The 22,630-nt window shown below is 70.9% G+C and carries 10 protein-coding genes and 1 pseudogene; 7 read left to right on the top strand and 4 right to left on the bottom strand.

What is annotated here, in order from left to right; all coding sequences use genetic code 11:
- Positions 1-90: 90 nt before the first annotated feature.
- Positions 91-1,248 (bottom strand): lactate 2-monooxygenase, encoded by a 1,158-nt coding sequence (locus OG344_RS00895; protein WP_405086531.1) that lies wholly within the window; start codon positions 1,246-1,248, stop codon positions 91-93.
- 203 nt (positions 1,249-1,451) lie between these two features.
- On the opposite strand from OG344_RS00895, the gene OG344_RS00900 reads away from it, so the two are divergent.
- From OG344_RS00900 to OG344_RS00915, 4 genes are all read left to right on the top strand, one after another.
- Complete coding sequence (locus OG344_RS00900; RefSeq protein WP_405086532.1) at positions 1,452-5,519, top strand: Pls/PosA family non-ribosomal peptide synthetase; 4,068 nt, start codon at positions 1,452-1,454, stop codon at positions 5,517-5,519.
- Positions 5,520-5,557: 38 nt separating this feature from the next.
- Positions 5,558-6,289 (top strand): BPL-N domain-containing protein, encoded by a 732-nt coding sequence (locus OG344_RS00905; RefSeq protein ID WP_405086533.1) that lies wholly within the window; start codon positions 5,558-5,560, stop codon positions 6,287-6,289.
- 71 nt (positions 6,290-6,360) lie between these two features.
- Positions 6,361-7,770, top strand: coding sequence for a M1 family metallopeptidase (locus OG344_RS00910; protein WP_405086534.1), 1,410 nt, complete (start codon positions 6,361-6,363; stop codon positions 7,768-7,770).
- A gap of 247 nt (positions 7,771-8,017) precedes the next feature.
- On the top strand, positions 8,018-12,700 hold the full coding sequence (locus tag OG344_RS00915) for a HAMP domain-containing protein (RefSeq protein WP_405086535.1): 4,683 nt from the start codon (positions 8,018-8,020) through the stop codon (positions 12,698-12,700).
- A 342-nt stretch (positions 12,701-13,042) separates the two neighbouring features.
- Here the strand turns inward: OG344_RS00915 and OG344_RS00920 are convergent.
- Positions 13,043-13,849, bottom strand: a pseudogene (locus OG344_RS00920) (FAD-dependent oxidoreductase); the annotation flags it as partial.
- A gap of 412 nt (positions 13,850-14,261) precedes the next feature.
- Between OG344_RS00920 and OG344_RS00925 the strand changes: the two are divergent.
- Positions 14,262-16,598: a cellulose binding domain-containing protein gene (locus tag OG344_RS00925; protein ID WP_405086536.1), complete on the top strand. Its 2,337-nt coding sequence runs from the start codon at positions 14,262-14,264 to the stop codon at positions 16,596-16,598.
- A 118-nt stretch (positions 16,599-16,716) separates the two neighbouring features.
- On the opposite strand, the gene OG344_RS00930 is transcribed toward OG344_RS00925, so the two are convergent.
- Positions 16,717-17,775: a virulence RhuM family protein gene (locus tag OG344_RS00930; protein ID WP_405086537.1), complete on the bottom strand. Its 1,059-nt coding sequence runs from the start codon at positions 17,773-17,775 to the stop codon at positions 16,717-16,719.
- A 170-nt stretch (positions 17,776-17,945) separates the two neighbouring features.
- Here OG344_RS00930 and OG344_RS00935 point away from each other — a divergent pair, with 170 nt between their 5' ends.
- A complete protein-coding gene (locus OG344_RS00935) occupies positions 17,946-19,136 on the top strand; it encodes a Fic family protein (RefSeq protein ID WP_405086538.1) in 1,191 nt (396 codons plus the stop codon).
- A gap of 144 nt (positions 19,137-19,280) precedes the next feature.
- Here the strand turns inward: OG344_RS00935 and OG344_RS00940 are convergent, their stop codons facing one another.
- Positions 19,281-20,777 (bottom strand): extracellular solute-binding protein, encoded by a 1,497-nt coding sequence (locus OG344_RS00940; RefSeq protein WP_405086539.1) that lies wholly within the window; start codon positions 20,775-20,777, stop codon positions 19,281-19,283.
- A 416-nt stretch (positions 20,778-21,193) separates the two neighbouring features.
- Between OG344_RS00940 and OG344_RS00945 the strand changes: the two genes are divergently transcribed.
- The gene (locus OG344_RS00945) at positions 21,194-22,483 is read left to right on the top strand and encodes a site-2 protease family protein (RefSeq protein ID WP_405086540.1); all 1,290 of its coding nucleotides are present in this window, start codon (positions 21,194-21,196) and stop codon (positions 22,481-22,483) included.
- Positions 22,484-22,630 lie beyond the last annotated feature (147 nt).

Raw genomic sequence — 22,630 nt, forward strand, 5'->3', positions numbered from 1 at the left:
CGGCCGGTGCGCGGGCGGCTCTTCTCTCTTACGGCCCGGCCCGCGCGCCGATCAGACCGGGTGATCAGACCGGGTGGTCAGACGGGGTGATCAGAACCGGGCGACCATGGCCGGGGTGATCGCGGCGGGCCCGGCGCAGCCGGACAGGGCCAGGGTGAGGTCGGTCTCCGCCAGCACGCAGCGGAGCACGTGCTCCACCCCCGCCTGGCCGTCCAGGCCCAGCCCGTACGCGTACGGCCGGCCCAGCAGCACGGTCCGCGCGCCGAGCGCGAGGGCCTTGACGACGTCGTCCCCGCTGCGGACGCCGCCGTCGAACAGCACGGTGAGCCGGTCGGCGACCGCGTCGGCGACGGCCGGCAGCGCGTCGGCCGCCCCGATCGACCCGTTGACCTGGCGCCCGCCGTGGTTGGACACGACGACCCCGTCCATCCCGGCGTCGGCGGCCAGCCGGGCGTCGTCGGGGTGGAGGATGCCCTTCAGCACGATCGGGCCGTCCCAGTGCTCGCGCAGCAGGGCGAGGTCCGGCCAGGTCTTACCGGGGTCGCCGAACAGCCCGACGAAGTGCATGACGGCGGCGTCCGGGTCCTCGTGCACCGGCCGCGCGAGCCCGGCCTGGAACGCCGGGTCGGTGAAGTAGTTGGCGGTGCCGACGCCGCGCAGGAACGGCAGGTACGCCTGGTCGAGGTCGCGGGGCCGCCAGGCCAGCAGCGGCGTGTCGAGGGTGACGACGAGCACGCTGAACCCCGACGCCCTGGCCCGGGCGAGGAAGCTGAGGGTGACTTCGCGGTCCCGGCCCCAGTAGAGCTGGAACCACCGTTCGCCGTCCCCCATGGCCGCGGCGACCTCCTCCATCGGCGTGCTGGAGGCCGACGACAGCACGAAGGGCACCCCCAGCGCCGCGGCGGCCCGGGCGGCGGCCGGTTCGGCGTCCGGATGCATGATCGACAGCACGCCGATCGGCGCGAGCGCCAGCGGCGCGGGCAGCCTCCGGCCGAGCACGGTCACCGACAGGTCGCGCCCGCGCACGTCGCGCAGCATCCGCGGCACGATGCGCCAGCGGTCCAGCGCCTCGCGGTTGGCCCGCTCGGTGCGCCCGCCGCCCGCGCTGCCGGCCACGTAGCCGACCGGCCCGGGACCCAGGCGCCGCTCGGCCATCTCCTCCAGCCGGGTCAGATCCGTGGGCAGGCGCGGCACGACGCCGGACATGCCGTTGAGGTAGATCTCGTACTGGAAGTCCGCCCAGCTCACCGCGCCTCCATTCCTGCAGATCACTGCCGTACGGCACGCTACCGGAACCGATGCGTCGATAGAGGGACGGAAGGGGTCACTGAGACCACACACGTCCCACAGAAGGCGGTTCTTTACCGTGATTGTGCGGGAGCCCTGCCAAGGAGCGGCCGCGGCAGGGGCACACCCTGGAGAGCGCGTACGCGATCGGCCAAAGGGTGATCATGCCGGGTTACTTAGCTCGAACAGCACAGGCCGACGCCTCGCGGGCCCTGCCCGGGAGGTCGCCCGGTCGCCTGCACCATGTCTTCGAATCCCGTTGCGACCTGACGCCGTCGGCGACGGCCCTGGAGTGCGGGCGGCTGCGCTGGACGTACGCCGCGCTCGACGCGCGGGCGAACCGGCTCGCGCACCTCCTGCGCGACCTGGGGGCCGGATGCGGCTCCCGGGTGGCGATTTTGCTGCCGAGGTCGCCGGACACCTACCTGGCGCTGCTCGCGGTCGGGAAGGCGGGCGCGGCGTTCGTGCCGCTCGACCCGCAGTCGCCTCCTGACCGGGCCGGCTACATCATCGGCGACGCCGGCGCCGACCTCGTGCTCACGACGTCCGCGCGGGCTCCGGACGTCAGGGCGCCGGGCCGCCGCGTGCTCGCCCTCGACGCCTCCGCGGACCTGATCGCGGCGGCCCCCGCCACCCGTCCGGGTCCCGGCCCGCTCGATGACACGGCGGACGACGACCCGGCCGCGTACGTCATGTACACCTCCGGGTCGAGCGGGCGCCCGAAGGGCGTCGAGGTGGCCCAGTCGAGCATCTGCAACTTCCTCGGCGTGGTGCCGGAGCTGTACGACGTGCGGCCGGCCGACCGCGTCTACCAGGGAATGTCCATCTCCTTCGACTTCTCCGTCGAGGAGATCTGGCCGACCTGGGCGGCCGGCGCGGCCCTCGTCGCCGGCCCGGCCGGCTCCCGGCAGCTCGGCGCGGAGCTGGCGGACTTCCTGGACCAGCACAGGATCACGATTTTGTACTGTGTCCCGACACTGCTCGCGACGCTCCCGCGTGACGTGCCGTCCCTGCGCGCGATCCTCGTCGGGGGCGAGCCCTGCCCGGCGCCGCTGGTGGAGCGGTGGAGCCGGCCGGGGCGGCGGATGCTCAACACGTACGGGCCGACCGAGGCGACGGTCACCGCGACCTGCGCCGAACTGCTGCCGGGACGGCAGGTCACCATCGGCAGACCGTTGCCCACCTACACCGTCGTGCTGCTCGACGAACGGCGCGACCCGGTGCCGGACGGCGAGGTCGGCGAGATCTGCATCGGAGGTCCCGGCGTCGCTCGCGGCTACGTCGGCCGTCCCGACCTGACCGCCGACCGCTTCGTCGAGCATCCGCTGGCGCCCCCCGGCGGCAGGTTGTACCGCACGGGGGACCTCGGCCGGCTGACCGCGACCGGGGAGTTCGAATATCTCGGCCGCTCCGACGCCGAGGTGAAGATCCGCGGGCACCGGGTGGACCTGGGCGAGATCGAGAACGTGCTGCTGGAGGACGCCGGCGTCGCCGAGGCCGTGGCCGCCCTGACGCCCGCGCCGGGCGTGGACGGACCGGACGGGGAGCTGGCCGCCTACGTCGTGCCCGCGGACGGCCGGGCCGGCGACGAGGCGCTCACCGGACGGCTGCGCGATCGTCTGAGCCGCCGGCTGCCGGCCTACATGGTGCCGTCGTTCCTGGACGTCGTGGCCGCCCTGCCCACCATGCCGAGCGGCAAGGTGGACCGCGGGCGGCTGCCGCGGCCGACCGGCCGCCGCCTGATCGGCTCCGGGCCGGTGGCGCCCGCCGAGGGCTCACTGGAGACACGACTGCGCGCCGTGTGGGCGGAGGAGTTCGGGCTCGGCCCCGAGTCGCTCTCGGTCGAGGCGGACTTCTTCACCGACCTCGGCGGCCACTCCCTGCTGGCGGCGCGCATCGTGTCACTCCTGCGTACGAGCGAGATCGGCGCGGGGCTCGCGGTGCGCGACCTCTACGCGAACCCGACCGTACGCCGCCTCGCCGCACACCTCTCCTCGCACGGGGGTCTCGGGAGCGTACGCGCACCGGCCTCCCGTACCCGCCCGGGGCCCCTGCGGCACGGCGGCCGGGCGGTCGCGGCCGCCGGGGCCGCGCAGAGCGCGGTCGTCTACCTGCTGCTCCTCATGGTCACGTTGCCGGTCTCCGTCACGCTGTACGCCTGGACCACGCACCACGCGGGCCCGATCCCCGGCGGCCACAGGCCGCAGGAGGGATGGCTGCTCCTCCCGGGAACGGGGACCGACCTGGTCGGCGCGCTGGCGCCGGCCGCGGCGACCGCGTACCTCTGGGTTCGCTGGCTGCTGCCGGTGCTGCTGGTGCGACCTCTGTCGGCCGGCGTCCGGCCGGGCCGTCACCGGCTGTGGGGCGCGACCTACCTGCGGCTGTGGACGACGAACCTGCTGCTGTCCCTCTCTCCGCTGCCGACGCTGAGCGGCTCCCCCATGATGGCCGCCTATCTGCGGCTGCTCGGCGCCGAGGTCGGGCCCGCCACCGCCATCGCGACCGCCGACGTCAACCTCCCGGCGATGCTGCGGATCGGCGAGGGGGCCTCGGTCGGCTACCGGGCCTCGCTGCACGCCTGGCTGGTGGAGGACGGGTGGGTGGTCGTCGCCCCGGTGGAGGTCGGGCCGCACGCGTTCGTCGGGAACGGCGCGGTGCTCGGGCCGGGCGCTCGGGTCGCCGGCCATGCCGCGCTCGGCGACCAGTCGGCCCTGACGCACGGCGAGACGGTGCCGCGCGGAGGGCGCTGGGCCGGGTCGCCGCCGAACCCCGTGGAGTCCCTGGGCCCGGACGTCGAGGCGATGCTGCGCGCCCCCGCCGGCCCCGGGAGCTGGAAGGCACGCCACGTGGCCGCCGCCGTGGCCGGCCTCGTCTGCATCGAGGCGATCCTGCTCGCCACGATCATGCCGAGCGTCCTGGTCATCTGGACGGTCGTGGCCGCCGGGGGCCCGCCGGCCGCTCCGGTGGCCGTCCTCCTGGCGGGCCCGCTGTTCGTGGCCGTCGTCTGCGCGGTGGTGGCGGCCGGCAAGCGTCTCGTGCTGCCGAAGGCGCCGGCCGGCATCCATCCGGCGCGTTCCTGGCTCGGCGTACGCAAGTGGGCCGCCGACAAGCTCCTGGAGTCCAGCCTGACGCTGACCAACTCGCTCTACGGCACGCTGTACACCTCGCCGTGGCTGCGGCTGCTCGGCGCGCGGGTCGGCCGCCGGGCCGAGGTGTCCACGGCCGCGCAGCTCGACCCCGACCTCCTCACGTTGCGCGAGGAGAGCTTCGTCGCCGACATGGCGGGTGTCGGCGCGGCCAGCTTCGCCCGTGGCCAGGTCGCTCTGCGTCCCACCGAGGTCGGCAGGCGCGCGTTCGTCGGCAACGCCGCGGTCGTCCCGGCCGGGACGCGGATGGGGCCGGGCTCCCTGGTGGGCGTCGGCACCGTCCCGCCGCCGGACGGCGTGCCGGAGGGCACCTCGTGGCTGGGCTCGCCCGCGATGCACCTTCCCGTGCGGCAGGACAGCGGCGCGTTTCCCGAGGACCGTACGTTCCGGCCGCCACGCCTGCTGGTGCTGCACCGCCTGGGCGTCGAGTTCTTCCGCGCCACGCTCCCGGCGACGCTGCTCGGCGCCGGGCTCTACCTCTACCTCCTGGGCGTGCACGCGCTCGCGCGCCTCCTGCCCCTGCCCGTGGTGGTGGCCGCGGCGCCGCTCGTCGCCTGCGCCGCGTCGCTGGGGGTGATCGGTTGCTGCGTCGCGTGCAAACGCCGCCTCATCGGCGCGTACCGGCCCAGAGTGGAGCCGTTGTGGAGCAGGTTCGTCCGGCGCACCGAGTTCGTCACCGGGCTGTGGGAGGCCGCCGCGGTGCCCGCCGGGGTCGCCCTCCTGGCCGGAACCCCGTTCCTGCCGGGCGTGCTGCGCTGGTTCGGGGCCCGCATCGGCAGGCGCGCCTGGATCGCGACCACTTATCTGACCGAGTTCGACCTGGTGGAGGTGGGCGACGACGTCGCGATCGGGCCGGGGGTGTCGCTGCAGACCCATCTGTTCGAGGACCGGGTCATGAAGATGTCGGCCGTCACGGTCCGGTCCGGCTCCACCGTCGGCGCCCGTTCCGTGGTGCTCTACGACTCGGTGGTGGGCGAGGACGTCTCGCTCGGCGCCCTGTCGTTGCTGATGAAGGGCGAACGGCTCACCCCGGGGACGAGCTGGCGCGGCATCCCGGCGCAGGCCGCCGCCGTCCCGGACATGTGAGCGGCATGGGTGAGCGGCATGGGATCGGTGAGGAACACATGAGATTCGACGGCATTCTCGGCGCCGTACGACGCGCCTTCCGCTCCGAGGCGGCCCCGCCGCGGCCTTCCGGCCGGCCGCTCGCACTCGTCTACCGGGGCCCGGCCTCGGTTCCCGGATGCTCCGAGGCGGTCGCCGGGCTGCTGGAGGCGAGCCGCTGGGGCTTCGACGTGCGCTACACGGGCCCGCGCGAGGAGGTGCCGCTCACGGCGGAGTCGCTGGCCGTGGCCGCGGTGTACGCCCAGCCGGGCGGCGGCGACCTGTCCCGGGGTTACCGGCACCTCAGAAAGCTCCGCGGCCCGCTGCGCGACTACGTCGCCGGAGGCGGCCGGTATCTCGGCTTCTGCCTGGGCGGCTATCTCGCCGGCGCGACCCCGGGTTTCGCGTTGCTGCCGGGCGACACCGACCAGTACATCGCCACGCCCGGCGCCACCGTGGACGACGAGGAGGACACCCTCGTCGACGTGCGATGGCGCGGCCGGGTCCGCAGCGTCTTCTTCCAGGACGGCCCCTGCTTCCTGCTCGATCCCGGCAACCGGGCCACCGTCCTCGCCACCTATCCCAACGGCACCGTCGCCGCCCTCGTCACCCCGTACGGCGCGGGCAGGGTCGCCGCGGTCGGCCCGCACCCGGAGGCGACCGACGACTGGTTCGCCGACGCCGATCTGCCGGTCCGGCGGGCGCAGGACCTCGGCCTCGATCTGGTGGACGAGGTGATGGCCGGCGCGTGAGGTGATTTCGTGATTGATGTGAAGAATGTGATGAATTACCGTTTTTTCCTGAAAATCCCCATCATGGGGACATGGTGCGTAAATTAGCCGCCCTGGCCGCGAGTGTCATGATGGTCGCGTCCCCGGCCGTTCCCGCCGTCGCGGAGCCGGGCGCGTTCCTTCCCGGCGCGCCGGGGATCGGCGATCCGTACTATCCCCTTCAGGGCAACGGCGGCTACGACGTCGGCCACTACGATCTGCGGCTCCGGTTCGACCCCGGCGACCACACCGCGGACGCCACCGCGACGATCACCGCGACCGCCACCCACAACCTGTCCCGGTTCGACCTCGACTTCTCGGGACCGGAGATCAGGAGCGTGACGGTGGACGGCGCCCGCGCCGGCTACCGCCGCGACGGCCAGGAACTGGTGATCACCCCGGCCGCGGGGCTGAGAGCCGGGGCCACGTTCACGGTCGCGGTCTCCTACGCCGGGAAGCTCACGGCGGTCTCGGACGACACCGGCCGGCAGGGGTGGATCAACACCAAGGACGGCGCGTTCGTCGCGTCCCAGCCGGACGGCGCGCGCAGCTGGTTCCCGGCCAACGACACTCCGGCGGACAAGGCCACCTTCAGCTTCCGGGTGTCCGCGCCCGAGGAGCTGACCGTGCTGGCCAACGGCGAGCGCGCGAGCGCGGACGACACGACCGGCTCTGACGGCTATCGGACCGTGCGGTGGGAGATGCGGCAGCCGATGGCGCCCTACCTCGCCATGCTCGCGATCGGCCGTTTCGTCGTCAGCGAGGGCACCGTCGACGGCATCCCGAACGTGACGGCGTACGACCCGGCGCTGGCGGAGAAGTCGAAGCACCTGCACGATCTCACGGCGGAGGCGGTCAGGTGGGAGTCGTCGCTCTTCGGTCCCTACCCGTTCTCCTCCACCGGCGGGGTCGCGGACGGCCGCGGCTCCGTGACCGCACTGGAGACGCAGGGCCGGCCCGTCTACAGCGGCGGCCCGACCGACGACTCCGAAATCGTGCACGAGCTGGCCCACCAGTGGTTCGGCAACAGCGTCGGGGTGCGGAGCTGGCGGGACATCTGGCTCAACGAGGGCTTCGCGAAGTACGCGGAATGGCTCTACCAGGAGCAGCACGACGGGCCGTCCGCCAGGGACACCTTCGACCGGCTCTACCGGAAGGACGGCGCCTTCTGGCACCTGAAGACCGGTGACCCCGGCCAGGCGCACATGTTCGACGAGAACGCGATCTACCTGCGAGGCGCGATGACGGTGCACGCCCTCCGGGAGAAGATCGGCGACAAGGTGTTCTTCACCCTGCTGAAGACCTGGGCGCAGGAGCACAAGTACGGCACGGTGACCACGTCCGACTTCGTCGATCTCGCGGAGAGGCTGAGCGGGCAGAACCTCGGCTCCTTCTTCGACGCGTGGCTCTACCAGTCGAAGAAGCCGCCACAGTCGGTGTTCCGCTCGACGCCGGCGGAATAAGACGGGTTTGCCCTGTTCATGCCCCCCAGCGTCGACTACGAGAAGGCGTTCGACGCCGGCCGCGACTCCACGGGCTGAGCTCTTCCGCGCCGGGCCTCTCCGGGCCGTCCCGGGCGGCCCCCCGGCCGCCCGGGGAGAGGCGCGTTCGCACCCTGCGAGATGTACCATTCGGGCGCCGCGGGCAGACGCGTCCGGCGGTGCTTTATATGCTTTCTTTCCCTGGTCAAACGGGATCGCGAGGGTGGACATGGTCGAGAGAGCGGGCACCGTCAAGCGCGCGAGAACCTCCCGCGCCGCCGGTGGCGATCCGGAACTGGATCTGCGGGAACTCCTGGCGGGCCTGACCGCCGTACGGGACGGCGACTTCGGCACCCGGCTGCCGGAGGACGGCGACGGGCTGCTGCGGGAGATAGCGACCGTCTTCAACGGGATGGTCGACCAGCTCTCCCTCTTCACCTCCGAGGTGACCCGGGTGGCGCGCGAGGTCGGCACCGAGGGCCAGCTCGGCGGCCAGGCCGAGGTGCCGGCGGTCTCCGGCACCTGGAAGGACCTCACCGACTCGGTGAACGCGATGGCGGGCAACCTCACCAGCCAGGTCCGCTCCATCGCCGAGGTCACCACCGCCGTCGCCAAGGGCGACCTCTCCCAGAAGATCACCGTCGACGCCCGCGGCGAGATCCTCGAACTCAAGAACACCGTCAACACCATGGTCGACCAGCTCTCGTCCTTCGCCGACGAGGTCACCCGCGTCGCCCGCGAAGTCGGCACCGAGGGCCAGCTCGGCGGCCAGGCGCAGGTCCCCGGCGTGGCCGGGACCTGGCGCGACCTCACCGACTCGGTGAACTTCATGGCCGGCAACCTCACCAGCCAGGTCCGCTCCATCGCCGAGGTCACCACCGCCGTCGCCAAGGGCGACCTCTCCCAGAAGATCACCGTCGACGCCCGCGGCGAGATCCTCGAACTCAAGAACACCGTCAACACCATGGTCGACCAGCTCTCGTCCTTCGCCGACGAGGTCACCCGCGTCGCCCGCGAAGTCGGCACGGAAGGCCAGCTCGGCGGCCAGGCCGACGTGAAGGGCGTCTCCGGCACCTGGCGCGACCTCACCGACTCCGTCAACTTCATGGCCGGCAACCTCACCAGCCAGGTCCGCAACATCTCCCAGGTCGCCACCGCCGTCGCCAAGGGCGATCTCTCCCAGAAGATCACCGTCGAGGCCAAGGGCGAGGTCGCCGCGCTCGCCCAGACCATCAACACCATGGTCGACACGCTCAGCGCCTTCGCCGACGAGGTCACCCGCGTCGCCCGCGAGGTCGGCACCGAGGGCCGCCTCGGCGGCCAGGCCGACGTGAAGGGCGTCTCCGGCACCTGGAAGGCGCTGACCGAGTCGGTGAACGTCATGGCCGACAACCTCACCGACCAGGTGCGCAGCATCGCCCAGGTGACGACGGCGGTCGCCCGCGGCGACCTGTCGCAGAAGATCCGGGTCGACGCCCGCGGCGAGATCCTGGAGCTCAAGGAGACCATCAACACGATGGTCGACCAGCTCTCGTCGTTCGCCGACGAGGTCACCCGGGTGTCCCGGGAGGTCGGCACGGAGGGCCGCCTGGGCGGCCAGGCGACCGTACGCGGGGTGTCGGGCACCTGGAAGGACCTCACCGACTCGGTGAACGTGATGGCGTCCAACCTCACCAGCCAGGTGCGGTCCATCGCGCAGGTCGCCACCGCCGTCGCCAAGGGCGACCTCTCCCAGAAGATCACCGTCGAGGCCAAGGGCGAGGTCGCCGCGCTCGCCCAGACCATCAACACCATGGTCGACACGCTCAGCGCGTTCGGCGACGAGGTCACCCGCGTCGCCCGCGAGGTCGGCACCGAAGGCCAGCTCGGCGGCCAGGCCCGGGTGCCCAACGTGGCGGGCACCTGGAAGGACCTCACCGACAACGTCAACTCGATGGCCGACAACCTCACCAACCAGGTGCGGTCCATCGCCCAGGTCACGACGGCCGTCGCCCAGGGCGACCTGACCAAGAAGATCGACGTCGTCGCCCGCGGCGAGATCCTCGCGCTGAAGACGACCATCAACACCATGGTCGACCAGCTCTCGTCGTTCGCCGCCGAGAGCACCCGCGTCGCCCGGGAGGTGGGCAGCGAGGGACGGCTGGGGGGTCAGGCCGAGGTCGAGGGCGTGTCGGGCACCTGGAAGCGGCTGACCGAGAACGTCAACGAGCTGGCCGGCAACCTCACCCGCCAGGTGCGCGCGATCGCCGAGGTGACCAGCGCCGTGACCTCCGGCGACCTCACCCGCTCCATCACGGTGGACGCGGAGGGCGAGCTCGCCGACCTCAAGGACAACGTCAACTCCATGGTGGAGTCGCTGCGCGAGTCGACCCGGGCCAACCAGGAGCAGGACTGGCTCAAGACCAACCTGGCCCGCATCTCCGGGCTCATGCAGGGCCACCGCGACCTGTCGGCGGTCGCCGAGCTGGTCATGAACGAGCTGGCGCCGCTGGTCAACGCGCAGCACGGCACGTTCCTGCTGGCCGAGGAGACCCCGGCGGGCGCGGAGCTTCGGGTGGTCGGCTGCTACGGCCACCGGGAGATCTCCCGCCGGCACGCGTTCGGGGAGTCCCTGGTCGGCCAGGCCGCGCAGGCCAGGCGGACCATCCTGGTGGAGGAGATCCCGCCGGGCTACCTGACGGTGTCGTCCAGCCTCGGCCAGACCGGTCCGGTCACCCTCATCGTGCTGCCGATCGTGGTGGAGGACCAGGTGCTCGGCGTGATCGAGCTGGCCAGCCTGGGCCGTTTCGCCAAGGTCCACCGCGACTTCCTGGAGCAGCTCGTCGAGACGATCGGTGCCAACGTCAACACGATCGTGGCCAACGCCCGCACCGACGCGCTGCTCACCGAGTCGCAGCGGCTCGCCACCGAGCTGCAGGTGCGGCAGGAGGAGCTCCAGCGCTCGAACGCCGAGCTGGAGGAGAAGGCGGAGCTGCTGGCCCAGCAGAACCGCGACATCGAGACCAAGAACAGCGAGATCGAGCAGGCCCGCCAGGAGCTGGAGGACCGCGCCCAGCAGCTCGCGCTGGCCTCGAAGTACAAGAGCGAGTTCCTCGCGAACATGAGCCACGAGCTGCGCACCCCGCTCAACTCGCTGCTCATCCTGGCCCAGCTTCTCGCGCAGAACCCCACCCGCAACCTCACGCACAAGCAGGTGGAGTACGCCAACGTCATCCACTCGGCCGGCACCGACCTGCTCCAGCTCATCAACGACATCCTCGACCTGTCGAAGATCGAGGCCGGCAAGATGGACATCACGCCGGAACCGGTCAGCCTGCGGCAGCTCCTCGACTACGTCGACGCCAACTTCCGGCCGCTGACCACCCAGAAGGGCCTGCGCTTCGGCGTCACCGTCGCCTCCGACGTCCCGGCCCGCCTGATGACCGACGAGCAGCGGCTGCGGCAGGTGCTGCGCAACCTGCTGTCGAACGCGGTCAAGTTCACCGAGGCGGGCTCTGTCGAGCTGCGCATCGAACGCGCCCCCGGCGCGGGCCTGCCGGGCGGCGCCGGACAGGAGGTCCTCGCCTTCCACGTGGTGGACACGGGCATCGGCATCGCCCCGGAGAACCTCTCGCAGATCTTCGACGCCTTCCAGCAGGCCGACGGCACGACCAGCCGCAAGTACGGCGGCACCGGCCTGGGCCTGTCGATCAGCCGGGAGATCGCCACCCTGCTCGGCGGCGAGATCCGCGCGACGAGCGCACTGGGCGAGGGCAGCACGTTCACCCTCTATCTCCCGCTGACCCACTTCACCGCCCAGAACCTCGCGAACCGGGACGAGCCCGAGATCCGCGTGCCGGAGCCGGCGCGGGCACCGGTCGACCCGGCGCCGGTGGCCGGCGCCCTCGCGGCGGCACCGGGCGCGGGGCCCGACCGCGGGAACGGCGAGAGGGGCGGCGAGAAAGGGAACGGCAGGAGTGACGGCAGGCCGCGTCCCCGCCTGCTGGTCGTCGAGCCCAGGCCGGGCGGCCTGCTGTCGATGCTGGCGCAGAGTGTCGCGGCGGACCTGCGCGACACCCACGGGCCCGTGGAGGTGTCGACCGCGAACGACGCGGCGTCGGCGCTGTCGCTGCTGCTCCGGGAGAGCGTGCACTGCATCGTCCTCGACCTCGGCATGCCCCACGACATCGTGGCGGACTTCCTGAGGGGCCTGGACCGCGACGCTGCCCTGCGGACGCTGCCGGTGCTCGCCCACCACTCGCGCAAGCTGTCGCGTCCGCAGGAGGACCTGCTCCAGGTACGCTCCCGCAACCAGCCGCTGGAGCGCCTGCCCAGCCTGGACGAGCTGCGTGAGCGGATCACGCTGCACCTGTCGGCGAACGAGCCCGGCGACGTGCTGCCGCTCGTGCAGCCGCTCGTGCAGCCGCTCGTGCAGCCACCGGCCGAGGAGGGCGCGCACGAGACCGGGAAGGTGGACAGCGCGCTGGTGGGCCGCAAGGTGCTGGTCGTGGACGACGACGTGCGCAACGTCTTCGCCCTCACCACGATCCTCGAACTGCACGGCATGCAGGTGCTGTACGCGGAGAACGGCCGCAAGGGCATCGACGTCCTGATGAGCAACGACGACGTCGATCTGGTGCTGATGGACATCATGATGCCGGAGATGGACGGCTACGCCGCCACCGCCGCCATCCGGTCGATGCCGCGCTTCGCCAAGCTGCCGATCATCGCGGTGACCGCCAAGGCCATGCACGGTGACCGGGAGAAGACGCTGTCATCCGGCGCGAGTGACTACGTCACCAAGCCCGTCGACGCCGAGGAGCTCATCGTCTGCATGCGGCACTGGCTGGACCTGCTCGGCGACGGCCCCCGCGGGGATTCCGGTGAGGAATCCGGCGAGGGCTCTGGCGGCGGTTCCGGCGCTCAGGCCTGACCGGCGCGGTCGCGGGCGGCCGGGCCCTCGCCGGCCGCCGCCGGGCGCGTGCGCAGATCCTCCAGCACCGCCCGGGCGGCCCGCCGCCCGGAGACCAGCGCGCCCTGGATGGACCCGGTGTCGCGGTGGTCGCCGCAGACGTAGCGCCGTGCTCCACGCGCGCCGGGGCCCTCCGCCGGGAGACGCACCGGGCGGCGCAGCGGCATCGGGGGCGGCATCGCGGGCAGGGCCGCCTCGATCGCGTAGGTGGCGACGTGCGTCGCCGTAGAAGGTCGTGACCGGCCGCATCGCGGGCACCGGCAGACCTGGCAGGAGCCGACCCGCCGTGGCCGGGTCGGCCGCGACCACCACGGCGGACGCCTCCATCTCGCCGCCCATCTCACCCTCGCCGTCGAGGGCGACACCGGTGGGGGTCAGCGCGCCGACGGCGGTCTCCAGGCGGACCGCGTCCGGCGGGAGACGCTCGGCGAGCTGCTCCGGGATCCGCTCCATGCCAAGGGCCGGCAGGCCGATGGTGCCCCGCACGAAGGACCGCCAGAACAGGTGGAAGATCCGGCTGGAGGTCTCCAGTTCCCGCTCCAGGACCACGCCCGCCAGGAAGGGCCGGAACAGGTTCTCGACGACCTCCGGGGACGCGCCCCAGTGCCGCAGTTCCTCCTCGGTGGTGCGCTCGGCGCCGCCCCGCCGCCGTACGAGGGAGTCGGGCAGCAGCAGGTCGCGGGTGGTGAGCGCGGCGAGCACGGCCTTGTCCACGGGCGTGCCCACCCGGGCGGACAGGCCGCTGAGCGCCTGGCGCGGATGCCGCCACGGCAGCGTCACCCGCTCGCGCCGCCCCTCGCGGAAGACGATCACTCCCGAGGTGAACGGACGCAGGCGCAGCGCCGGGATGTCGAGGACCCGGGCGGCCTCGGGATAGCCGGTGTTGAAGACCTGATACCCGCGGTCGAGCCGGAAGCCGTCCACGAGATCGGTGCGGATCCGGCCGCCGACGCCGTCGGAGGCCTCCAGGACCCGGACCGCCACCCCCGCCCTGTGCAGGTGGACGGCGCAGGCCAGCCCCGCGAGTCCCGCGCCGACGACGATCACGGTGGCAGGCTGTGGCATGAACCGCTCCTCCTGTTGCCGGAAGTCGCCCGTACGTCTTCGCATCGGTATTCGAGCCCGGCGGAGGCCGCGGATGCAGCCGGCCGCCGGGGAAGCGGCTGTGAACGTTCCCAGGGCGGCGGTGCCCGGAAGGTGAAATTTTCAGTGATCACTGCCGTCCGGCAGTGCGGGGACGCCCGGCGCGGGCCCGGCCGCGACCGCTCCCACCTGCCCGGGCCGCCACCCGGGGACGCGCCGAGCGGCCGCGTCCACATGGGTGAATAGCGAATGTTTGACCACAGCGCCCGTTTCGCGTTGTGATGACGCGGCACCCCGGCATGGCCCCGCCCGGGTCGCGTCCGGCCCACCGCCCCAGGTCCCCGGCTCTCGGAGGTCTCGCGTGGACCGGCCGGCGCGGTGCGTCCCGGACGCCGTCGCGGCCCTGCCGGCACCACCGGCACCCTCGTCTGGAGTTTGGATGACCACACGACGAAGATTCGCGTCGATCGCCGCCGTGGCCTCGGCCGCCGCCCTCGCGGGAGCCGGGGCGCTGCCCGCCCTCCCCGCGTCGGCGGCGGCGGGCTGCCGGGTCGACTATCAGGTGACGAACCAATGGCAGGGCGGGTTCGGCACCTCCGTGACGATCACCAACCTCGGCGACGCGGTCAACGGCTGGACGCTCACCTGGTCGTACACCGCGGGGCAGACGGTGACGCAGGCGTGGAACGCGACGGTCACTCAGAGCGGCGCGCAGGTGACCGCGAAGGACGCCGGCTACAACGGGTCGATCCCCACCGGCGGGACGGCGTCGTTCGGCTTCAACGGTTCGTGGAACGACTCCGCCAACCCCGTGCCCGCGAACTTCGCGCTCAACGGCACCGCCTGCACCGGCGGGGTCACGAACAGCCCCAGTGCGTCGCCCAGCCCCAGTGCCAGCCCCAGTGCGTCGCCCAGCCCCAGTGCCAGCCCCAGTGCCAGCCCGACGCGGTCTCCGAGCCCGTCGCCGAGCCCGTCGCCCAGCCCCTCCCCGAGCCCGTCGGCGACCCCCACGACCATCCCGGCCGGGGCGCGGCAGATGGAGAACCTGGGCCGCGGCCTGATCAGCGTGCGGTCCGGCAACGGCAACCTGGTCTCCTGGCGGCTGCTCGGCACCGAGAGCATCGGCACCGGGTTCAACGTCTACCGGGGGTCGACGAAGCTGAACTCCTCGCCGATCACCAACTCCACGAACTACGTCGACTCGGGCGCCGCCGCCGACGCGTCGTACACGGTGCGGGCCGTGGTGGACGGCGCCGAGCAGGCGGCGTCGGCGTCGTCGCTGCGTTTCGCCGGCGGCGACTATCTCGACGTGCCCATCCAGCCGCCGTCCGGCGGCACGACGCCCGACGGGGTCGCCTACACCTACAGCGCCAACGACGCGAGCGTGGGCGACCTGGACGGCGACGGCCAGTACGAGTTCGTGCTGAAGTGGGACCCGTCCAACGCCAAGGACAACTCCCAGTCCGGATACACCGGCAACGTCTTCGTCGACGCGTACCGACTCAACGGCTCCCGGATGTGGCGGATCGACCTCGGCCGCAACATCCGCGCGGGCGCGCACTACACGCAGTTCCAGGTGTACGACTACGACGGCGACGGCAGGGCCGAGGTGGCGATGAAGACCGCCGACGGCACCAAGGACGGCACCGGGAAGGTCATCGGCAGTTCCTCGGCCGACTACCGCAACTCCTCCGGTTACGTCCTGTCCGGGCCGGAGTACCTGACGATGTTCAACGGCCAGACCGGCGCCGCCGTGTCCACCGTGAACTACGACCCACCGCGCGGGACGGTCTCCTCCTGGGGCGACTCCTACGGCAACCGGGTGGACCGCTTCCTCGCCGCCACCGCCTATCTCGACGGCGCCCGCCCGTCGCTGGTCATGTCGCGCGGCTACTACACCCGTACGGTCATCGCGGCGTGGGACTTCCGCAACGGCTCGCTGACCAAGCGGTGGACCTTCGACTCCAACTCCAGCGGCAGCCAGTACACGGGCCAGGGCAACCACAACCTGGCGGTGGCCGACGTGGACGGCGACGGCAGGGACGAGATCGTCTTCGGCGCGATGGCGATCAACGACAACGGCACGCCGCTGTGGAACACCGGCAACGGGCACGGCGACGCCCTGCACGTCGGCGACCTCGACCCGTCCCGGGCCGGGCTGGAGGTGTTCAAGGTCGACGAGGACACCAGCAAGCCCGCGGCGTGGATGGCCGACGCCCGCACCGGCTCCATCATCTGGACCAACGGCTCCTGCGGCTGCGACAACGGGCGCGGCGTCTCCGGCGACATCTGGGCCGGCAGCCCGGGCGCCGAGTCGTGGTCGGCCGCGGTCTCCGGCGTCTACAACACCAGGGGGCAGAACGTCGGGCGCAAGCCGGGCTCGACGAACTTCCTCGTCTGGTGGGACGCCGACCCCGTCCGCGAACTGCTCGACGGCACCCACATCGACAAGTACGGCACAAGTAGTGACACCCGGCTGCTGACGGCGAACGGGGTCCACTCCAACAACGGCACCAAGTCGACCCCTTCGCTGTCGGCCGACCTGTTCGGCGACTGGCGCGAGGAGGTCGTCTGGCCGACGAATGACAACACCGCCCTGCGGATCTACAGCACGACCACGGCGACCACCCGCCAGATCCACACGCTCATGCACGACCCGACGTACCGGCTGGCGATCGCCTGGCAGAACACCGCCTACAACCAGCCGCCCCACCCGGGCTTCTTCCTCGGCGACGGCATGGCGACCCCCGCCAAGCCGAACATCTACCTCCGCTGAGCCGCCCGCTCATGTGAAGGCCCCCGGGCAGCCGTCCTGCCCGGGGCCATCACAGGGCACAATAGATCAACTTCCTCATCCGCTGATCACTCTTCGGCCCTTGACGGCTCAAGCGCCGTCAGGCGGGGTTGTCGCCGTACCGGCCCCGAAGGTTGTCCTCGATCTGCTCCAACTCGGCCAGACTTTCGGCCTCGGTCTCGGCGAGCATCTCGGCGTCCTCCTTGTCGGCCTCAACTGCCTCCCACTTGCGTCGGCGCTCATCGAAGTCCTGGAAGCGGTCGCCGACGATGGCCTCCATGTCCTTATGGGACACTTTGCCGGCGTTGGTCAGGAGCGGGAGTTCGTTGAAGTCGATGAACCGGTCCGTCTGCACCACCCACTCGGCCATCGTCGTGGTCTGACGGCGCTTCGCCCGGCCTTCGGCGAAGTCGAGGAACTGGGTGGTCAGCCGGTTGAGGTCCTCTATCTCGCCCGCGGTCAGGTAGTTCTTGGCGACCGCGATGTCCGTCTTGCGGACTCGGCTTCCCTTCCAGGAGGTCAGCCCCATGTTGGGCGCGGACGGATCGGCCCGCTTCACGATCAACTCGGCGGCGGCGTGCCTGGTGACCGCGTACGTCAGCTTGTTCTGGATCTTCGCGTAGATTTCCCGGGAAGCCGCGGACTTACCGTCATAGTCGACGCTGGTGGCGAACAGGTCGCGGACCTTCTGGTAGAAGCGCTTCTCCGACGCCCGGATCTCACGGATCCGCTGGAGAAGCTCGTCGAAGTAGTCGTAGCCGCCGGGGTCCTTGAGGCGTTCGTCGTTCATGACGAACCCTTTGATCAGGAACTCGCGCAGGGTGGTGGTCGCCCACTGACGGAACTGGGTGCCCCTCGGAGAACGCACCCGGTAGCCGACCGCGAGGACCATGTCCAGGTTGTACATCTTCACCTCGCGCCGGACGAGACGGCCGCCCTCCTGCCGAACTATTAACTCTGAGTTAATAGTTGCCGGGGTCAGCTCACCCTCCTCCAGGATGGCCGAGATCCTCTGGTTGATGTTCGGCACGCTGGTGTCGAACAGGACCGCCATCTCCGCCTGGGTCATCCAGATCGTCGCGCCGTCGGTGCGCATCTGGATATCGGCGCGCCCGTCCTCCGTGGTGTAGAGGATCAGCTCGCCCTTGGATTCGGCCACGTGGCCTCCCCCTTCATGCCGTGATCTTGATCTGCGGTATCGCCTCCCCGTTGACCTTCATTAGACACCCTCCTGGACACTGCTATGGACACTCCGGACGCCAAAAAAGATTCGTAACGATAGATTTATACCATCTCACCTGGGGATATAACTCCTTTAGAATTGGACACATGGGCCGACAGTACTCCGACACACACCCGTGGATCGCGTTCGACTTCGATCCGCGAGAGCAACTCGACTACCGGACATGGATGCTGCTCGGCGAGGTGCTCTCCAAGTGCGGGCACATCGCCGGAGCTCCACTTCAACCCGGCCTCGCCCACGAGTTCAACCAGATCTTCCTGAGCAAGAGCGCCCACGCCACCACGAGGATCGAGGGCAACACGCTGTCCGAGAACGAGGTCCTTCAACGCGTCCGCCACCAGCTCGACTTACCACCCTCTCTCGAGTACCTCGGGCGGGAGGTCGACAACATCGTGGAGGCCTACGACCTGATCGAGTCCGACGTCAGGAAGGGCAACTCCCTGGCCCTCACCCGGGGACGGATCGAGGAGCTGAACCGAATCGTCCTCAGGAATGTCCCCGGCGCCGAGAAGGCCGCCCCCGGCGAGGTCCGTACGGAGAACGTCCTGGTGGGCAACTACCGAGGCGCGCCACCGGAAGATTGCGGGTATCTCCTTGACCAGCTATGCAAATGGCTCCGCCTGATAGACAAGGTCGCTGGTGAGGAGTCACGCCAGCCAGCAGGCATCCTCTCGGCGTTGCTGGCCCACCTGTACATCGCCTGGATCCACCCCTTCCGAGATGGCAATGGCCGCACTGCGCGGCTTGTGGAGTACCAACTTCTGCTCCAGGCTGGCGTCCCGACACTGGCCGCGCACCTACCCGCCAACTTCTATATGCGTACCCGGACCCGGTACTACCAAGTGCTGCAGGAAAGCACCCAGCCCCCTTACGACCCGGCCGGGTTCCTCTTCTACGCGCTACAAGGCTTCGTCGACGAGTTGCATGAGCAGGTCAAGATGATCCAGAAGCAGCAGCTCACCGTGGCATGGATCAACTTCGTTCACGAGACCGTCCCAGACGGTCACACCGCGGCCAGCGTCCGCCAGCGGCATCTCGTCTTAGATCTCCCCCCCGAACAATGGACGCCCATCAGCAAGATCCCGGAGCTGAGTACACGTCTGGCCCTCGAATACGCCGGCAAGACCCGGCGAACCGTGAGTCGGGACGTCAACGCGCTGGAAGAACTCGGGCTGATCCTCAAAAGCAGGGGTCACGTCTGGCCGTATGTGGAGCAGATGCGTGCGTTCCTTCCCTTGCGCGCCAATGTGGAGAACAGCAAGGAGCAAACCGAGTAGTCGCCGACCCTCGCGCAGCACGAGGCAAGGCCTCACTGCCAGGGCCGAACATCTACCTCCGCTGAGCCGCCCGCTCACGTGACGCCCCCGGGCAGCCGTCCTGCCCGGGGCCGTCGCGCGGGCCGTCATGGGGACATGCCCGGATCAGTTGTCGTGGGACCCGGTCGCGACGACGCTCGCGAGCTTGCGCGGGAAGTCGGCCGGGTAGCGGCCCTTGTTGCTGATCGCGTACAGGACGCCCTCGCGGAACGTCGCGCTGAACTCGGTGTAGTGCGGGGTGACCGGGCGGAGGCGCGCTCTCTTCACGGCGGCTCTGAGCTCGTCCCGGTAGGGGCGGGTGGCGTACATGTACGCGTACTCCCGGGTCGGGGCGAATCCCCCGACCTCGAAGAGGATCAGTTCGCTGGACGGACTGGTGAGGAACTCGATCAGCGCCTGGGCCGCTCGGGGCCTGTCCGTCCAGGTGGAGACGGCCAGGTTCTGCCCGCCGAGCACGCTCTCGTGCGGAAGCTGGGTGACCTTGAGAGAGGGAGAGCCGCCCGCGGTCGGGGCCAGCTTGTCGTAGACCACCGGCCAGTTCCGCATGACGCCGGTCTTTCCGCCGCGGAACGCGTCGAGGGCCGCCGCCTCGGCGTCGACCGAATCCTCCGGGTCCTTTCCCCGGTAGGAGTCCGCCAGGTCCCGCAGCGCCTCGCGCGCGTTCTGGTCGAAGTCGACGGCGCTCCTGTCCGGCGTCAGCACGAGCCCTCCGTCGTGGTTCACCACCTCGCCGTCATGGGCCCAGATCGCCTCCAGGGCGGTGACCGTCAGACTCTCCGAGCCGACCAGGTGGGCCGCGTTGGCGGAGCCGGGGAAATAGTCCTGCCAACTCGCCGGTTCCCGCGCTCCTGAATTCCGGTAGAGCAGCCCCGCGTCGGTGTTGAAGGGCAGCGCCCATAACCCCTCGTGGTTCCCGCTCATGTCCTGGCAGGTGCTCAGGACGTTGTCGAGGAAGTCGTCGTTCTTCCCCTCGGGGGACCGCCTGGCCTCGTCGAGGGGGCGTAGGTAGCCGTTGGCGATGAATTCCGTCATGTAGACGACGTCGAGGACGTACACGTCCGCCTCGTGGGCGCCGCCCTTCCGCGCGTCGCTCACCATCCTCGTGTGCTGCTGGTCGGGCTCGGTGCCCACGTCGATGAACTTCACCCTGTTGTCCGGGTGAGCCTGGTTCCACTGCTGGACGAGGATCCTCCGGGCGTTGGCCGCCCCGCTCTCGTCCCGGGCGCTCATGATGAGCAGTTCGCCCGGCTCCAGCCCGTCGCTCGGAACCAGCCACGCGATCGGGGCGAGGACCATGAGTGCGACAAGAGTGGCGACCACCCTGGACGGCTTCCTGAAGGCGGTTCCCAGCCGGTTCAGCAACTCGAGAAAGCGGAGTTCGTCCTCGTTCTCCGGCCGCCGGAGAAGCACCCTGGCCATCCATCCGAGAAAGGTCAGGGCACAGGCCGCGAACACGAGCAGGGCCGCCCCGAGGAAGAGCTTTCCCCACTCCCAGGCATCGCCGGGGAAGCCCTCCTCCGCGTTCACCAGCACCGACCCGGCCGCGGTCGAGAGGACGACGGGGACGACCGCCGCCGCGATCAGCACAATGCGATAAGGCATTCTCAGCGGAGGTTTCCGGTCGTTCATCACCGTCTCCTCGTTCCGGTGTCGTTCCGGACTGGCGGGCGCGCTTTCCCATTACGGCGATTGTTGTCGCGAATGATGATACCTCCGGCGCGCACATGAAGCGCTTCGTCGCGTGACGGAGCGGTTTCGGAACGGCGAAAATGGGGTTTTATCGGGATATATCCGTATCGCTTTTCCGGGACCGGGCGGGCGCCGGGCACTCCGCTGGGCCGGCCCTGTTCCGCGTCCCCACGTCCCCAGGCCCCCACGTCCCCGCGTCCCCGCGTCCCCGCCCGTTCCTGCCGTTCCGGCCGTGTGCCCGCCTCTTCTCCGCCTGTTCCCGGTCGCCGCAAGCCGCGTGACCTGTGCCTTTGTGGGTAGGCCCTGTCACAGGGACGAGGGGAGGCAGGATGCGATCGTCGATCAGTCTCGGCCGCATCGGCGGGGTCCCGGTCGGGCTCAACCTCAGCGTTCTCGTGATTGTCGTGATCCTGGTCGTCGGGCTGGCCTTCGGGCGGTTCCCGATCGCCTTCCCCGGCCTGCCGCTCGCGGCGTACGTGCTGGCCGCGCTGGTGTCGGCCGTGCTCTTCCTGGCCTCGCTGCTCGCCCACGAGCTCGCCCATGCGATCGTGGCGCGCCGGCACGGCGTGGAGGTCACCGGCATCACGCTCTGGCTGCTCGGCGGCGTGGCCCAGCTTCGCGGCGAGCCCCGCTCCCCCGGCGCCGACCTCAAGATCGCCGGTGTCGGCCCGCTCACCAGCGTCGTGCTCGGCGGCTTCTTCGCCCTGGTGACCTGGGGGGTCTCCGCCGTGGGCGGACCCGCGCTGGTCAGCGGGATGTTCGGCTACCTCGCCGTCGTGAACGTGCTGCTGGCGGTGTTCAACCTCATCCCCGCCGCGCCGCTGGACGGCGGCCGGGTGCTGCGCGCCTTCCTGTGGGCCCGCTGGGGCGACCGCCTGCGGGCCGCCGTGGCCGCCGCCCGGGCCGGCCGGGTCTTCGGCTACACACTGATCATCCTGGGGTTCCTCAACCTCGTCTCCGGCCTCGGCTTCCAGGGGCTCTGGCTGGCGCTCATCGGCCTGTTCCTGGTCAACGCCGCCAGCGCGGAGGAGCAGCAGACGCAGATCGACGCCGCGCTGCACGGGATCAAGGTGGCGGAGGTCATGTCCCGCCACCCCATCACCGCCCAGCCGGACGAGACGGTGGCCGGGCTGATCGACCGGCTCGTGCTCCGCCACCACCTGTCCACCTATCCGCTCGTGGACGACGACGGCCGGTTCGCCGGGCTGGTGACACTGGGCCGCATCCGGGCCGTCGACCCCGCCCGCAGGGAGGCCACGCCGCTCCGGGAGATCGCGTGCCCGCCGCCGGACGTGCCGTCGGCCCGTCCGGACGACCTCCTCACCGAACTGCTCCAGCGGATGAGCGGCTCCACCGACGGCCGGGCGGTGGTGCTGGACGACGGCCGGATCGTCGGCCTGGTGACGCCCAGTGACATCAGCCGGACCATCCAGACCGTGGACCTGCGAGCGCGCGAGCCGTACCGGACCCCGCGCGGCGCCGATCTCGCCCCGCACCCTCTCGGCGGCCCGTCCGCCGGCGGGTCCCTGCCCGGCGATCCCACCTCCGGTGGCCCCTCCTCCGGCGGCCCCTCCTCCGGCGGCACGGTCCGGTCCACCGATCGCCGCGACGCGGCCTGAGAATCGGCCGCCCTCCGGCGGGCCCGGCCGATCCCATCGAGGCGCAGGTCGGGGCGGCCGCCTCCCCCGAGCCGAAAAGCCGGTGGCAAGCCGTGTCGAAAAGGAGACCATGGGTAGGCGAATCGTGCGACCGGATCGGACAAAGCG

Origin of the sequence: Microbispora sp. NBC_01389, from assembly GCF_045040095.1 — a bacterium.
Lineage (GTDB): Bacteria > Actinomycetota > Actinomycetes > Streptosporangiales > Streptosporangiaceae > Microbispora.

Coding starts and splice junctions, on each gene's coding strand:
- OG344_RS00945 (WP_405086540.1), top strand. CDS start 21,194: ATGCGATCGTCGATCAGTCTCGGCCGCATCGGCGGGGTCCCGGTCGGG.
- OG344_RS00925 (WP_405086536.1), top strand. CDS start 14,262: ATGACCACACGACGAAGATTCGCGTCGATCGCCGCCGTGGCCTCGGCC.
- OG344_RS00910 (WP_405086534.1), top strand. CDS start 6,361: ATGGTGCGTAAATTAGCCGCCCTGGCCGCGAGTGTCATGATGGTCGCG.
- OG344_RS00935 (WP_405086538.1), top strand. CDS start 17,946: ATGGGCCGACAGTACTCCGACACACACCCGTGGATCGCGTTCGACTTC.
- OG344_RS00905 (WP_405086533.1), top strand. CDS start 5,558: ATGAGATTCGACGGCATTCTCGGCGCCGTACGACGCGCCTTCCGCTCC.
- OG344_RS00940 (WP_405086539.1), bottom strand. CDS start 20,777: ATGCCTTATCGCATTGTGCTGATCGCGGCGGCGGTCGTCCCCGTCGTC.
- OG344_RS00900 (WP_405086532.1), top strand. CDS start 1,452: ATGCCGGGTTACTTAGCTCGAACAGCACAGGCCGACGCCTCGCGGGCC.
- OG344_RS00915 (WP_405086535.1), top strand. CDS start 8,018: ATGGTCGAGAGAGCGGGCACCGTCAAGCGCGCGAGAACCTCCCGCGCC.